The organism is Pseudomonas sp. s4 (genome assembly GCF_046764235.1).
Lineage (GTDB): Bacteria > Pseudomonadota > Gammaproteobacteria > Pseudomonadales > Pseudomonadaceae > Aquipseudomonas > Aquipseudomonas asiatica.
On record NZ_CP177209.1, the window covers coordinates 93542 to 108177 of the forward strand.

Below are 14636 nucleotides of genomic sequence, written 5' to 3' on the forward strand. Positions count from 1 at the left end.
CGGTGAATCCAACATCGCATTCGCGGGTGAACCCGCTCCCACAGGGACCGCGTTAACCTGATGTCTTGCTGAGCTTCTTCAGAAACACGGTCATCTCTTTCTCGGCCTGCTTGTCCCCATGGGCCTGCGCCGCCACGATCCCCTCCTCCCAGGCCTTGCGCGCCGCCGCCAGGTCACCCTGCAGCTGATGCGCCTTGCCCAGCAGCTTCCACGCCGCCGAGTACTTCGGGTCCTGTTCCACGCACCGTGCCAGATGCACCGCCGCTTCAGCACCATTGCCTTCGTCCAGCCAGGCCTTGCCCAGGCCGAACCTCAACAACGGGTTATCCACACCCTTGGCCAGCATCTTCTCCAGCGATTCGCGCATGCCCTGTGCTCCTAGAAGAAACTCAAGCCGACGTGGAACAGCTTCTCCACATCCCGGATATGCTTTTTATCCACAACGAACAGGATCACATGGTCGCCCGATTCGATCATGGTGTCGTCGTGGGCAATCATCACCTCTTCGTCACGAATGATCGCGCCGATGGTGGTGCCCGGTGGCAGCGCGATGTCTTCGATCGCCTTGCCGACCACCTTGCTCGACTTCGAATCCCCGTGCGCCACCGCTTCGATCGCCTCGGCCGCGCCGCGGCGCAGCGAGTGTACGCTGACGATGTCGCCCCGGCGCACGTGCGCCAGCAGGGTGCCGATGGTGGCCAACTGTGGGCTGATGGCAATGTCGATGTCGCCACCCTGCACCAGGTCGACATAGGCCGGGTTGTTGATGATGGTCATCACCTTGCGGGCGCCCAGGCGCTTGGCCAGCAGCGACGACATGATGTTGGCCTCGTCGTCGTTGGTCAGGGCCAGGAAGATGTCGGCGTCGGCGATGTTCTCCTCCAGCATCAGGTCCTTGTCCGAGGCGCTGCCCTGCAGCACCACGGTGCTTTCCAGGGTGTCGGAGAGGTGTCGGCAACGGGCCGGACTCATCTCGATGATCTTCACCTGGTAGCGGCTTTCGATAGCCTCGGCCAGGCGTTCGCCGATTTGCCCGCCACCGGCGATGACCACACGCTTGTTGGTTTCGTCGATACGGCGCAGCTCACCCATCACCGCGCGGATGTCCTTCTTCGCGGCGATGAAGAACACTTCGTCGTCTGCTTCGATCACCGTGTCGCCCCGCGGGGTGATCGGGCGGTCGCGGCGGAAGATGGCCGCCACGCGGGTGTCGACGTTGGGCATGTGCGCGCGGATCTGGCGCAGTTGCTGGCCTACCAGCGGGCCACCGTAGTACGCCTTCACTGCCACCAGCTGGGCCTTGCCTTCTGCGAAGTCGATCACCTGCAGCGAGCCTGGGTGCTCGATCAGGCGCTTGATGTAGTTGGTCACCACCTGCTCGGGGCTGATCAGTACGTCGACCGGGATATGGTCGTTGTCGAACAGCTCTTCGCGGGTCAGGTAGGCCGACTCGCGCACCCGGGCAATTTTGGTCGGGGTGTGGAAAAGCGAATAGGCCACCTGGCAGGCGACCATGTTGGTTTCGTCGCTGTTGGTTACCGCCACCAGCATGTCGGCGTCGTCGGCACCGGCCTGGCGCAGCACCGTAGGCAGCGAGCCGCGGCCTTGAACGGTGCGGATATCCAGACGGTCGCCCAGGTCGCGCAGGCGGTCGCCGTCAGTGTCGACCACGGTGATGTCGTTGGCTTCGCTGGCCAGGTGCTCCGCCAGCGTACCGCCTACCTGTCCTGCGCCGAGGATGATGATCTTCATCCGCTACTCCCTACCTTTTGTTTTTATCCGCGCGAGGCGGCGATCTTGATCAGCTTGGCATAGTAGAAACCGTCGTGGCCGCCTTCCTGGGCCAACAACTGGCGGCCGTGGGGCTGGCGCAGGCCGGCTTCGGTGGCCAGGTCCAGCTCACGGGCGCCCGAGGTGCGGGCAAGGAAGGCATCGATCACTTCGGTGTTCTCGGTCGGCAGGCTGGAGCAGGTGGCATATAGCAGCATGCCGCCCACTTCCAGGGTCGGCCACAGGGCATCGAGCAGCTCACCTTGCAGCGTGGCCAGGGCCGGGATGTCGTCGGCCTGACGGGTCAGCTTGATGTCAGGGTGGCGGCGGATCACGCCGGTGGCCGAACAGGGGGCATCGAGCAGAATGCGCTGGAACGGCTTGCCGTCCCACCAGCTGGCGGTGTCGCGGGCATCGCAGGCGATCAGCTCGGCGTCCAATTGCAGGCGGTCGAGGTTCTCGCGCACGCGGGTCAGGCGCTTGGCTTCGAGGTCGATGGCCACCACGTGGGCCAGGCCGGCTTCGGCTTCCAGCAGGTGGCAGGTCTTGCCACCCGGTGCACAGCAGGCGTCGAGCACGCGCTGGCCGGGGGCCAGTTCCAGCAGGTCGGCGGACAGCTGCGCGGCTTCGTCCTGCACGCTCACCCAGCCTTCGGCAAAGCCTGGCAGGCCGCGCACATCGAAGGCTTCGGCCAACACGATACCGTCACGGCTGTACTGGCAGGCGCTGGCGCCAACGCCTGCCTCGGCCAGCAGTGTCAGGTAGGCATCGCGGCTGTGGTGGCGACGGTTGACCCGCAGGATCATCGGCGGGTGGGCGTTGTTGGCGGCGCAGATGGCCTCCCAGTGCTCCGGCCAGAAGGCCTTGAGCGACTTCTGCAGCCAGCGCGGGTGGGCAGTGCGTACCACCGGGTCGCGCTCCATGCCGGCCAGCAATTCTTCGCCTTCGCGTTGGGCGCGGCGCAGCACGGCATTGAGCAGGCCTTTGGCCCACGGTTTCTTCAGCTTGTCGGCACAGCCGACGGTCTCGCCGATGGCAGCGTGGGCCGGGATACGGCTGTAGAACAGCTGGTACAGGCCGACCAGCAGCAACGCCTGCACATCGGCATCGGCGGCCTTGAACGGCTTCTGCAGCAGCTGCGCGGCCAGCAGGTCCAGGCGTGGCTGCCAGCGTGCGGTACCGAACGCCAGGTCCTGGGTCAGGCCGCGGTCGCGTTCATCGACCTTGTCCAGTTGCGCTGGCAGCGAACTGTTCAGCGAGGCCTTGCCACTGAGTACAGCGGCAAGGGCACGGGCGGCGGCGAGGCGTGGGTTCATTGGCCCAGCACCTTGCCGCTGGCGAATTTCTCGCGACGGCTGTTGAACAGGTCGCTGAAGTTCAGTGCCTTGCCGCCGGGCAGTTGCAGACGGGTCAGGCTCAGTGCCTGGTCACCGCAGGCGACAACCAGGCCGTCCTTGCTGGCGGAGAGGATCTCACCCGGGGTGCCTATCGCTGTGGACAAGTTGGCGGCCAGCACTTTCACGCTTTCGCCATCGAGGGTGCTGTGGCACACCGGCCACGGGTTGAAGGCACGGATCAGGCGTTCCAGCTCGACGGCCGGGCGGCTCCAATCGATGCGCGCTTCGTCCTTGTTCAGCTTGTGCGCATAGGTGGCCAGGGCATCGTCCTGCACTTCACCCTGCAGCGAACCATCGGCCAGGCCGGCGATGGCCTGGACGACTGCGGGCGGGCCCATCTCCGCCAAGCGGTCGTGCAGGCTGCCGCCGGTGTCTTCGGCGCTGATTGGCGTGACCACCTTGAGCAGCATCGGGCCGGTGTCCAGGCCCGCTTCCATACGCATCACGGTCACACCGCTCTCGGCGTCGCCGGCTTCCACGGCGCGCTGGATCGGTGCGGCACCGCGCCAGCGGGGCAGCAGGGAAGCATGGCTGTTGATACAGCCCAGGCGCGGGATATCCAGCACCACCTGCGGCAGGATCAGGCCGTAGGCGACCACTACCATCAGGTCCGGCTTCAGCGCCGCAAGTTCGGCCTGGGCTTCGGCGTTGCGCAGGGTCGGCGGCTGGAACACCGGGATGTCATGGGCCACAGCCAGTTGCTTGACCGGGCTCGGCATCAGCTTCTGGCCACGGCCAGCGGGGCGGTCGGGCTGGGTGTAGACGGCCACGATCTCGTACGGGCTGTCGAGCAGGGCCTTGAGGTGTTCGGCGGCAAACTCTGGAGTGCCTGCAAAGACGATGCGCATGGAGTTCTCGCTTCAAAAAAGAAAAAGGCTTGCCGGAGCAAGCCTTCTGGAAGGTGGGGATCAGGCTTGCTGGCGGTGCTGCTTTTCCAGCTTCTTCTTGATCCGGTCGCGCTTGAGCTGCGACAGGTAGTCGACGAACAGCTTGCCGTTGAGGTGATCGAATTCATGCTGCACGCACACCGCCAGCAGGCCTTCGCACTCCAGCTCGTAAGGCTTGCCGTCGCGGTCCTGGGCCTTGACCCGCACACGCAGCGGGCGGTCGACGTTCTCGTAGAAGCCAGGTACCGACAGGCAGCCTTCCTGATACTGGCCCATGTCGTGGGTCAGCTCTTCGACCGTGGGGTTGATGAAGACGCGCGGCTCGCTGCGGTCTTCACTGAGGTCCATGACCACGACCTGCTGGTGCACGTTGACCTGGGTAGCGGCCAGGCCGATGCCAGGGGCTTCGTACATGGTTTCAAACATGTCGTCGATCAGCTGACGCAGGGCGTCGTCGAACACCGTCACCGGCTTGGCGATGGTGCGCAGGCGCGGGTCCGGGAATTCGAGAATGTTCAAGATGGCCATAAGGTCAGGCAGTCACTGTGCGTTCGGTTGAAAACTGAGCACACATAATAAAGGGAAACGGGGATTTCAGCACCTGTGAAAGCTCGTCTAGGGTTTTCAGGGCCAGCTTATTGCCCATTCGATGGACAGGTTGTCAAAGCGTTATCAACAAAGTTATCCACAGTTTGTGCCACGTCGATGGCCCCGTTTCGATCAAGGATGATCCCCATGCAGACCTACCATTCGTCGCCTCTTCCGCCTGCCGAACTGGAGGCCCGATTACGCCTGCACCGGCTGCCGGAGACGGGATTGCGTCGCTTTAACACCTTGCTTGAGGCTTTTGGCAGTGCCTCTTCGGCACTGTGTGCACCCGCCGGCGCCTGGCGCGCATTGGGCATACCCCAGGCCACCATCGATGCCCGGCGCAGTGCCGAAGTTCGTGAGGGTGCATTGGCCGCAATGGCCTGGCTAGAGCGCCAGGGCCAGCATTTGCTGATGTGGGACGGCCCTGGCTACCCGCCACTATTGGCGGAAATCGACGATGCCCCTCCACTGCTTTTCGTAGCTGGAGACCCGGCCTTGCTCGAGCGCCCACAACTGGCAATTGTGGGCAGCAGGCGTGCTTCACCACCGGCGCTCGACACCGCTGCGGCATTTTCCCGCTACCTGGCGCAGGCCGGTTTCACCATTACCAGCGGCTTGGCCGTGGGCATCGACGGTGCCGCTCATCGGGCCGCATTGCAGGCTGGCGGGGGCACGATCGGCGTGCTCGGTACGGGGTTGCAAAAACTTTATCCACAGCGCCACAAGTCGCTTGCGCAAGCGATGATCGACAATGGCAGCGCGCTGGTATCCGAGTACCCGCTGGATGCCGGGCCGCTGCCCGGTAATTTCCCGCGGCGCAATCGCATCATCAGCGGGCTGTCGCTGGGCGTGCTGGTTGTCGAGGCAAGCCTGGCCAGTGGTTCGCTGATCACCGCACGCCTGGCTGCCGAGCAAGGCCGCGAGGTGTATGCCATACCGGGATCCATTCACCATCCTGGGGCCAAGGGCTGCCACCAGTTGATCCGTGACGGCGCGCTGCTGGTGGAAAGCGTGGAGCAGATACTGGAAAGCCTGCAGGGTTGGCAGAACCTGCCACCTGCGGTTGTGGATAAATTTGACCATCCACTGCTCGCCCTGCTGCATGCCGCGCCACAGACCAGTGAAAGCCTGGCCCACTGCAGCGAGCTGCCGCTGGCCGACGTGCTGGCGCAGCTGACCGAACTGGAGCTGGAAGGCCGGGTCAGCAATGAAGCCGGGCGTTGGTTTGCCCGCGCGGGCTAAGTACACTGCTCACAAGCAAGGTATATAGGCGGAGTAACAGAAATGGTGAGCAGTTTTCGTGTGCAACAAGCCGCACGTGAGATCCGGGCGGGCGCAGTGATCGCCTATCCGACGGAAGCGGTCTGGGGCCTGGGCTGCGACCCGTGGAACGAGGACGCGGTGTATCGCCTGCTGGCGCTGAAGTCGCGGCCTGTGGATAAAGGCCTGATCCTGGTAGCCGACAACATCCGCCAGTTCGACTTCTTGTTTGAGGATTTCCCCGAAGACTGGATCGACCGCATGGGCAGCACCTGGCCGGGGCCGAACACCTGGCTGGTGCCGCACCAGGACCTGTTGCCCGAGTGGGTTACCGGGCAACATGACACCGTGGCACTGCGGGTCAGTGACCACCCGGTGGTACGTGAGCTGTGTGCGTTGGTGGGTCCGTTGATTTCCACTTCGTGCAACCCGGGCGGGCGCCCGGCGGCGAAGACCCGGTTGCGGGTGGAGCAGTACTTCCATGGTCAGCTGGATCTCGTGCTGGGGGGGGCGTTGGGTGGAAGGAAGAACCCTAGTGTGATTCGCAACCTGGCCACTGGCGAAGTCGTTCGCCCGGGCTGATACATATCCACAGGCCTGGCCGGGACCTCCTGTGGGAGCGGGCGAGCCCGCGAAGAATCCAACGCGGTGCCTGGCACGGGCTTCGCCCGTGTTCGCGGGCATGCCCGCTCCCACAGGTCAGGGCCAAGCCCCCGCAGATTTTTCTGATTTTGTTTCGAATGCCTGTCCAGCTTGCGGCTTGGGAAATATCCTACGAGCCGCGTCCCCTGCCATCACCTTCTCAGTGGGAACCTCCGCCCTTAGTCTTCAGCCGTCGCCGAATAACTTGGCGATCGGGTGTGGTAACCCGGGTTCTGGGTGATCTTGGCAGTCCATGGCGGCTGTTCGCAGGAGGCTTCGTGCCTGCTGGGTTTTAGATCTCCCACCCGGTTTACCACCCTGCGTACAGCTGCCACCTATTCGTGTGGTAACGACTGGGTGGTGCCATGAAGCGAGATCTAGTGATGAAGAAGATTGTCCCCGATCCACCCCTACCCTGCACATCCACCCGCCCCTTCGGCCGCTGCGATGCCGGCCACGAACCGCTGTTCACCGTAAACCCGAACATTTCCGCCGAGGACGCCTTGGTTCATGTAGCTCTGTATCTGCGAGGCGCCTACGAAACGGGCTCGAAAGCCCTCGAGTACCTGCGCGAAGAAGGCCGTGGCATGTATTGGTCGAGCCTGCATTCCATTGAATTGGCGGAGGGATTGGTGGAGGCGATTCTCGATGGTATCGAGTCGATACCAACCACCCGTCCTCCACAGGCATAGCGCCCTGTTCAAGGCCGACGCAGTACCTGTGGGAGCGGGTTCACCCGCGAACACCGGCGCAGCCGGTGCCATGCACCGCGGTGCTTGCTTCGCGGGCATGCCCGCTCCCACAGGGATGGCACTGCACTTAAGATCGGTGCAGTACCTGTGGGAGTGAACTCAAGGAAGCAGAATTGTGGAACCCACAGTCCGCCGAGCCGACAGCTCCGCCTGTGCCTTGGCCGCCTCGCTGAGCGGATACCGCTGTTGGATATCCACAACCAGCTTGCCACTGCCGATCATCGCAAACAGGTCATCGGCCATGGCCTGGGTATTCTCGGCATTGTTGGCATAGGTCGCCAACGTCGGGCGGGTCACATACAGCGACCCTTTCTGCGCCAGAATCCCCAGGTTCACCCCGCTCACCGCCCCCGAGGCATTGCCAAAGCTCACCATCAACCCGCGCGGCTGCAGGCAGTCCAGCGAGGTCAGCCAGGTGTCGGCACCCACACCGTCATACACCACCGGGCATTTCTTGCCGTCGGTCAGCTCCAGCACCCGCTTGGCTACGTCCTCACGGCTATAGTCGATGGTCGCCCACGCCCCAAGCGCCTTGGCCCGTTCGGCCTTCTCGGCAGAACTCACGGTACCGATCAGCTTGGCCCCCAGCGCCTTGGCCCACTGGCACGCCAACGAACCCACGCCGCCAGCTGCTGCGTGGAACAGGATCACGTCACCCGCCTTCACCTCATAGGTCTGCTTCAGCAGGTACTGCACGGTCAAACCCTTGAGCATCACCGCCGCTGCCTGCTCGAAGCTGATGTTGTCGGGCAGCTTCACCAGATTAGCTTCCGGCAGCGTATGCACCTCGCTGTACGCGCCCAACGGGCCGCCGGCATGGGCCACGCGGTCACCCACTTTCAGCCGGGTCACGCCCTCGCCCACGGCCTCGACCACGCCAGCCGCTTCAGTGCCCAGCCCCGAAGGCAGGGATGGCGGTGCATACAGCCCGCTGCGGAAGTAGGTATCGATGAAGTTCAGGCCGATCGCATGGTTACGTACACGCACCTGCTGTGGCCCTGGCGGGGCTGGTTCGAATTCCACAAACTGCAGCACTTCCGGGCCGCCATGCTGGCTGAACTGGATACGCTTGGCCATCTCGCACTCCTGTCGTATGGGTCGGGAAAGACCTTCTATCGGACGCCTTTGCTTGATCGCCGTCAACTGCGGCGCGCGGGCTGGGGGTGGTATGCTACGCGGCGAATTCTTCCCTGCCCGTTCCTGGTGACCCGATGACTAGCCGCACCGAGGCCGTGAAAGCCTACCTGCTCGACCTGCAAGACCGCATCTGCTCTGCCCTCGAAGCTGAAGACGGCGGCGCCCGCTTCGTCGAGGACGCATGGGTGCGCGAAGCCGGTGGCGGGGGCCGCACGCGGGTGATCGGCGATGGCAAGGTGATCGAGAAAGGGGGGGTCAACTTCTCCCACGTGTTCGGCGCCGGTCTGCCGCCGTCGGCCAGTGCCCACCGCCCCGAGCTGGCGGGCCGTGGCTTCGAGGCCTTGGGCGTGTCGCTGGTGATCCACCCGCACAACCCGCATGTGCCCACCTCCCACGCCAACGTGCGCTTCTTCATCGCCGAAAAGGAAGGTGAAGAGGCTGTCTGGTGGTTCGGCGGCGGCTTCGACCTGACTCCGTACTACGGCAATGAAGAAGACTGCATCCACTGGCACCGTGTGGCCGAGCAGGCCTGCGCGCCGTTCGGCGCCGACGTGTACCCGCGCTACAAGGCCTGGTGCGACCGCTACTTCCACCTCAAGCACCGTGGCGAGCCACGCGGCATTGGTGGGTTGTTCTTCGATGACCTGAACGAGTGGGACTTCGACACCTGCTTCGCCTTCATCCGCGCCATTGGCGACGCCTACGTCAACGCCTACCTGCCGATCGTCCAGCGCCGCAAGGGCACGCCCTACACGCCGCAGCAGCGCGAGTTCCAGGAGTATCGCCGTGGCCGCTACGTGGAGTTCAACCTGGTCTACGACCGTGGCACCTTGTTCGGCCTGCAGTCCGGCGGTCGCACCGAGTCCATCCTCATGTCGCTGCCGCCGCAGGTGCGCTGGGGCTACGACTGGAAGGCCGCGCCCGGCAGCGAAGAAGCACGCCTGACCGAGTACTTCCTGCAGGACCGCGACTGGCTCGGCCAGTAAGCCTGTGGATAATCAAGGAGCCGTCATGGACCAGTACGTCGTTTTTGGTAACCCCATCGGCCACAGCAAGTCGCCGCTGATCCATCGCCTGTTCGCCGAACAGACCGGCCAGGACCTGGAATACGCCACCCTGCTGGCGCCGCTGGACGAGTTCAGCGACTGCGCGCGCGGCTTCTTCAAGCAAGGCCGCGGCGGCAACGTCACCGTGCCGTTCAAGGAAGAGGCCTACCGCCTGTGCGACAGCCTGACCCCGCGTGCTCGGCGCGCTGGTGCGGTGAACACGCTAAGCAAGCTGGCCGATGGCACACTGCAGGGCGACAACACCGATGGCGCTGGCCTTGTGCGCGACCTGACGGTGAATGCTGGGGTCGAGCTGGCGGGCAAACGCATTCTGATCCTGGGTGCTGGTGGCGCGGTACGTGGCGTGCTGGAGCCGATCCTGGCGCACAAGCCGCAGTCGCTGGTGATTGCCAACCGTACCGTGGAAAAGGCTGAGCAGCTGGCGCGTGAGTTCGATGAACTGGGGCCGGTGGTGGCCAGCGGGTTTGCCTGGTTGCAGGAACCGGTGGATGTGATCATCAATGCCACCTCGGCGAGCCTGGCCGGTGAGTTGCCGCCGATCGCCGACAGCCTGGTCGAGGCGGGGCGCACGGTTTGCTACGACATGATGTATGGCAAGGAGCCTACGCCGTTTTGCCAGTGGGCCGAGAAGCTGGGGGCGGCCAAGGTGCTGGATGGGCTGGGGATGCTGGCTGAGCAGGCGGCTGAGGCTTTCTTTATCTGGCGTGGGGTGCGGCCGGATACGGCGCCAGTGTTGGCTGAGTTGCGCCGGCAGCTGGCTCGCGGCTGAGACACAAGGCCGCTCCTACAGGGGACCGCGTCAGCAGGCTTTGCGCGGTCGGTGTAGGAGCGGCCTTGCGTCGCGATGGGCTGCGCAGCAGCCCCAAAAATCTCAACCCAACATCACTCTTCAAACCGGATCGGACAAAGCTCCACCCCTTCCAGCTTCTGCAACTCCTCGATCACCTGCGGCCTGGCCCGGTGCAGGGTCAGACTCCCCCCTGCCCGCCGCAACCGCCGCGCCTCGCGGTGCAACATATCCACACCCGAGTAATCGATGAAGTTCACCTGCCGCGCATCGATAACAACATGCGGCCCCTGGCAGCGCTGCAAGCGCACCTGCAGGTAATGCGCCGCACCAAAGAAGATCGACCCGCCCACCCGCAGCACGTCCGCCTCCCCTTCACGGCTTTGTTGCACCCGTGGTCGCGAGGTGCGCTTCAGATAGAAGAACAGCGACGCCAGCACTCCGGCATAGATCGCCGTCTGCAGCTCCAGCAACAAGGTCGCTGCCGCCGTCAGCGCCATTACCAGGAACTCCGAGCGGCTGACCCGGAACAGCGCACGAATCCCCTGGTGGTCCACCAACCCCCAGCAGATCAGCAGGATGCTGCCGGCCATGGCCGGAATCGGCAGGTGCGCAATCAGCCCGGCCCCGGCAACGGCGAACACCGCCACCCACAGCGCCGAGAATACCCCGGCCATGGGCGAGCGGGCGCCGGCGTCGTAGCTCAGCCCGGAGCGGGTGAATGAGCCGGAAGACAGGTAACCGGAGAAAAACGCACCGACGATGTTCGACAGGCCCTGTGCGCGTATTTCCTGGTCTGCGTCGATCAACTGCTCCGAACGTGCCGATAACGAGCGGGCGATCGACAGGCTGGTGACCAGCCCGAGCATGCCCACTGCCACGGCGCTGGGCAGCAGGCGCAGGATCAGTTCCACATCCAGCAAGGGCAGCGGGCTGAAGGGTGGCAGCTGGCCGGTGAATGTCGGCACACGCGGCACATGGCCAAAGAACCCGGGCAGCAGCCAGGCCAGCAGGCTTACCAAAATCAGGCTTATCAACAGGCTGGGCCAGCGTGGGCGCCAGAGCTTGAAGACCACGCCGATCACCACTGTGGCCAGGCCCAGAACCAAGGAAGGCAGGTCGACCTCGCCGGCATGGCTGGCCAGGTCCTGCACGGTCTTCAGCGCCGTGGCCTGGCTTGGCAGGTCCATGCCCAGCAGGTTGGGCAGCTGGCCCAGGGCAATGACGACAGCGGCGCCCAGGGTGAAGCCGAGCACCACGGAATGGGAGACGAAATTGACCAGTGCGCCGAAGCGCAAAAGCCCCAGCAGCAACTGGAAGATGCCGCCGAGGAAGGTCAGCAGCAGCACCAAGGTGACATAGTCGGCGCTGCCGGCAACGGCCAGCGGGCTGATACTGGCGTAGAGGACGATGGAGATGGCAGCGGTCGGGCCGCAGATCAGGTGCCAGGACGAGCCCCACAGGCAGGCGATCAGCACTGGCACGATGGCGGCGTACAGCCCGTACTCGGCCGGCAGGCCGGCGATCAGGGCATAGGCGATGGATTGCGGCAGGGCGAGGATTGCACCGCTCAGGCCCACCAGCAGGTCCTGGCGCAGGCTGCGGCCCGATTGGCGGGGGAGCCAGGAGAGGAAGGGCAGCAGGTGAGTGAGGCGATGCATGGGTTATCCACAATCCTGAAATTGCACTGTCCCCTGTGGGAGCGGGTTTACCCGCGAATGCTGCAGTGAATCTACCGTCGCATTCGCGGGTGAACCCGCTCCCACAGGGATAGAGGTTTGCTTGTGAGGTTACAGTTTGGCTTTGACCGCCTCCAGCGCATTGCCATCGGCCTTGGTCGTCACCCCGGCCAACCACCCTTCCAGCAACTCGGGGTGCGCCTTCAGCCAAGCCTTGGCCGCATCATCGAAGCTCATCTTCTTGTCCACAACTTCGGCCATGATGGTGTTTTCCATGTCCAGCGTGAACTTCAGGTTGCCCAGCAGCTTGGCCGCATTCGGGCAGGCTTGTGGATAACCCTTGCGGGTCAGGGTATACACCTCGCCCTTGCTGCCAAACCACTTCTCCCCGCCGCTCAGGTAATGCATCTTCAGCTTCACGTTCATCGGGTGCGGGGTCCAGCCGAGGAAGGTGATGAACTGTTGTTTCTTCACCGCCCGGTCGACCTGTGCCAGCATCGCCTGCTCGCTGGACTCCACCAGTTTCCACTGGCCGAGGTTGAATTCATTCTTGTCGATGATTTCCTTCAACGACAGGTTGGCCGGTGCCCCGGAACCAATCCCGTACAGCTTCTTGTCGAACTGGTCGGCGTGCTTCTGCAAGTCGGCGAAATCCTTCACTCCGGCATTCCACACATAGTCGGGCACTGCCAAGGTGAACTCGGTTCCTTCCAGATTGCGCGAAAGCTGCTGCACATCGCCATTTGCGATGAACTTGTCATGAAAGCCCTGCTGCGCCGGCATCCAGTTACCGAGGAAGGCATCGACGCGGCCATCCTTGAGGCCGCCGTAGATGATCGGAACGGCCAGGCTGTCGATTTTCACCTGGTAACCCAGGCTTTCCAGAAGCACGCGGGCCAAGGCGTTGGTCGTTGCGATGTCGCTCCAGCCGGGGTCGGCCATCTTCACGGTGGTGCATTGCGCGTCGCTGTCGGCGGCGTGGGCCGTGGCGGTACCCAGGCTCAGGGCCAGGGCGAACACGGCGGCGGAGAACTTGTGCATGGCGGCCTCTCTTCTCAATCCAGGGGGGCGGGCTGTGGATAACGTGCCTTGCGCTCGAGGTCGTCGAGATCGATGTGGTTGCGCATGTACTGTTGGCTGGCGTCCACCAGCGGTTGGTGGTCCCAGCTTTTCAGCTTGCCGACGGCCAGCGCCTCGGCCACCAGGCGGCGGCGCCGCTGGCTGGCCAGAACCTGCTGGCGCAGGCTGGGGATATCCCAACGCTGCTGTGCTTCATCGACAAATGCCTGCAGCAGCGCCTGGTGTTCCGGGCTGCCGGTTAGGTTCTCCCGCTCGTGCGGGTCGCGGCTCAGGTCATAGAGTAGGCATGGGTCGTCTTCGCTGTACACGAACTTGTACGGCCCGCGGCGGATCATCATCAGCGGGCCGACGGTGCCTTCGGCCATGTACTCGCCGATCACTTCGTCATGGCCGCCCTGCCCTTGCAGATGGCCGACCAGCGAGCGGCCATCCAGATGCAGGTGGTTATCCACAGCACCACCGGCCAGCTCGACCAGGGTCGGCAGCAGGTCGCAGGTAGACACCGAAGCGCTGACCCTGGCTGGCGCGAAGTGCTTCGGCGCGTGCACCAGCAGAGGCACCCGCGCCGACATCTCGAACCAGTGCATCTTGTACCAGAGGCCGCGCTCGCCGAGCATGTCACCGTGGTCGCCGGAGAACACGATCAGGGTGTCGTCAGCCAGGTTGCATTCCTCCAGGGTCTGCAGCAGCAGGCCGATGTTGTCGTCGATATAGCTGCAGGCGCCGAAGTAGGCACGGCGGGCGTCACGGATCTTGTTCACAGGCAGCGGCTTGTTCCACAGGTCGTAGACCTTCAGCAGGCGTTGCGAGTGCGGGTCAAGCTCTGCCTGGCCCAGTTCGGCGCGGGGCATGGGGATATCCACACCCTCGTAGCGATCCCAATAGCGCCTGGGGATGGTGTATGGGTCGTGCGGGTGGGTCATCGACACGGTCAGGCAGAATGGCCGGCCATCGTTTTCGCGCACATGGTCGTACAGGTACTGGCGCGCCTTGAATACCACTTCTTCGTCGAAATCCAGCTGGTTGGTGCGCACGCACGGGCCGGCCTGCAGCACCGAGGACATGTTGTGATACCAGCTCGGGCGCACGTCCGGCTCATCCCAGTTCACCGCCCAGCCGTAGTCGGCCGGGTAGATATCGCTGGTCAGGCGTTCTTCGTAGCCATGCAGCTGGTCCGGCCCGCAGAAGTGCATCTTGCCCGACAGCGCGGTGCGGTAACCCAGACGGCGCAGGTAATGGGCATAGGTCGGTACATCGGCAGGGAAGTCGGCGGCATTGTCGTAGGCACCGATGCGGCTGGGCAGCTGGCCGCTGACCAGAGTGAAGCGCGACGGTGCGCACAACGGGCTGTTGCAGTAAGCCGAGTCGAAAACCACCGCCTGTTCGGCAAGGCGGCTCAGGTGCGGCATCTGGATCGGCGAAGAGGCGTAGATCGGCAGCAAGGGCGCGGCCATCTGGTCTGCCATGATGAACAGGATATTCGGGCGCGTCATGGTGGCTTCCATCGTTGAGGGTTATGCGAACCGCTTGCCTATCAAGATGCGACTGTGGATAACATGGGTAAAGCCCATGGCGGGCAATGACTGG

14 protein-coding genes are annotated in these 14636 nt (G+C 64.0%); 5 read left to right on the forward strand and 9 right to left on the reverse strand.

Annotation, left to right across the window (positions count from 1 at the left end):
* Positions 1–52: 52 nt before the first annotated feature.
* Genes ACK56M_RS00440 through def form a run of 5 tightly spaced genes read right to left on the reverse strand, consistent with a single transcriptional unit; the run spans position 53 to position 4582 of the window.
* Positions 53–367, reverse strand: coding sequence for a tetratricopeptide repeat protein (locus tag ACK56M_RS00440; protein ID WP_015268437.1), 315 nt, complete (start codon positions 365–367; stop codon positions 53–55).
* An 11-nt stretch (positions 368–378) separates the two neighbouring features.
* The gene (gene trkA, locus ACK56M_RS00445; RefSeq protein ID WP_013970264.1) at positions 379–1752 is read right to left on the reverse strand and encodes a Trk system potassium transporter TrkA; all 1374 of its coding nucleotides are present in this window, start codon (positions 1750–1752) and stop codon (positions 379–381) included.
* 23 nt (positions 1753–1775) lie between these two features.
* The gene (rsmB, locus tag ACK56M_RS00450) at positions 1776–3086 is read right to left on the reverse strand and encodes a 16S rRNA (cytosine(967)-C(5))-methyltransferase RsmB (protein ID WP_411959207.1); all 1311 of its coding nucleotides are present in this window, start codon (positions 3084–3086) and stop codon (positions 1776–1778) included.
* Positions 3083–4015 (reverse strand): methionyl-tRNA formyltransferase, encoded by a 933-nt coding sequence (fmt, locus tag ACK56M_RS00455; protein WP_015268438.1) that lies wholly within the window; start codon positions 4013–4015, stop codon positions 3083–3085. Before fmt ends, rsmB begins: the two co-directional genes overlap by 4 nt.
* Before the next feature lie 60 nt (positions 4016–4075).
* Entirely contained in the window at positions 4076–4582 is a 507-nt protein-coding gene (gene def, locus ACK56M_RS00460) for a peptide deformylase (RefSeq protein ID WP_003260000.1), read from the reverse strand.
* Positions 4583–4789: 207 nt separating this feature from the next.
* On the opposite strand from def, the gene dprA reads away from it, so the two are divergent.
* From dprA to ACK56M_RS00475, 3 genes are all read left to right on the forward strand, one after another.
* Positions 4790–5887 carry a DNA-processing protein DprA gene (dprA, locus tag ACK56M_RS00465; RefSeq protein WP_015268439.1) on the forward strand — a complete coding sequence of 366 codons (1098 nt, stop codon included), beginning with the start codon at positions 4790–4792 and terminating at the stop codon, positions 5885–5887.
* A 42-nt stretch (positions 5888–5929) separates the two neighbouring features.
* Positions 5930–6487 carry an L-threonylcarbamoyladenylate synthase gene (locus ACK56M_RS00470; RefSeq protein WP_015268440.1) on the forward strand — a complete coding sequence of 186 codons (558 nt, stop codon included), beginning with the start codon at positions 5930–5932 and terminating at the stop codon, positions 6485–6487.
* Between the two features lie 443 nt (positions 6488–6930).
* Positions 6931–7239, forward strand: coding sequence for a hypothetical protein (locus tag ACK56M_RS00475; protein WP_031324379.1), 309 nt, complete (start codon positions 6931–6933; stop codon positions 7237–7239).
* Between the two features lie 159 nt (positions 7240–7398).
* On the opposite strand, the gene ACK56M_RS00480 is transcribed toward ACK56M_RS00475, so the two are convergent.
* On the reverse strand, positions 7399–8376 hold the full coding sequence (locus ACK56M_RS00480) for an NADPH:quinone reductase (RefSeq protein WP_013970270.1): 978 nt from the start codon (positions 8374–8376) through the stop codon (positions 7399–7401).
* Between the two features lie 134 nt (positions 8377–8510).
* Between ACK56M_RS00480 and hemF the strand changes: the two genes are divergently transcribed.
* Both hemF and aroE read left to right on the forward strand, forming a co-directional pair.
* On the forward strand, positions 8511–9422 hold the full coding sequence (hemF, locus tag ACK56M_RS00485) for an oxygen-dependent coproporphyrinogen oxidase (protein WP_013970271.1): 912 nt from the start codon (positions 8511–8513) through the stop codon (positions 9420–9422).
* Positions 9423–9447: 25 nt separating this feature from the next.
* Entirely contained in the window at positions 9448–10272 is an 825-nt protein-coding gene (aroE, locus tag ACK56M_RS00490; protein ID WP_015268442.1) for a shikimate dehydrogenase, read from the forward strand.
* A gap of 113 nt (positions 10273–10385) precedes the next feature.
* Here aroE and ACK56M_RS00495 read toward each other — a convergent pair whose 3' ends face one another.
* From ACK56M_RS00495 to betC, 3 genes are all read right to left on the reverse strand, one after another.
* Positions 10386–11951: a SulP family inorganic anion transporter gene (locus tag ACK56M_RS00495; protein ID WP_015268443.1), complete on the reverse strand. Its 1566-nt coding sequence runs from the start codon at positions 11949–11951 to the stop codon at positions 10386–10388.
* 129 nt (positions 11952–12080) lie between these two features.
* Positions 12081–13010 (reverse strand): choline ABC transporter substrate-binding protein, encoded by a 930-nt coding sequence (choX, locus tag ACK56M_RS00500; protein ID WP_015268444.1) that lies wholly within the window; start codon positions 13008–13010, stop codon positions 12081–12083.
* Positions 13011–13024: 14 nt separating this feature from the next.
* Entirely contained in the window at positions 13025–14542 is a 1518-nt protein-coding gene (gene betC, locus ACK56M_RS00505) for a choline-sulfatase (RefSeq protein ID WP_015268445.1), read from the reverse strand.
* Positions 14543–14636: the final 94 nt, after the last annotated feature.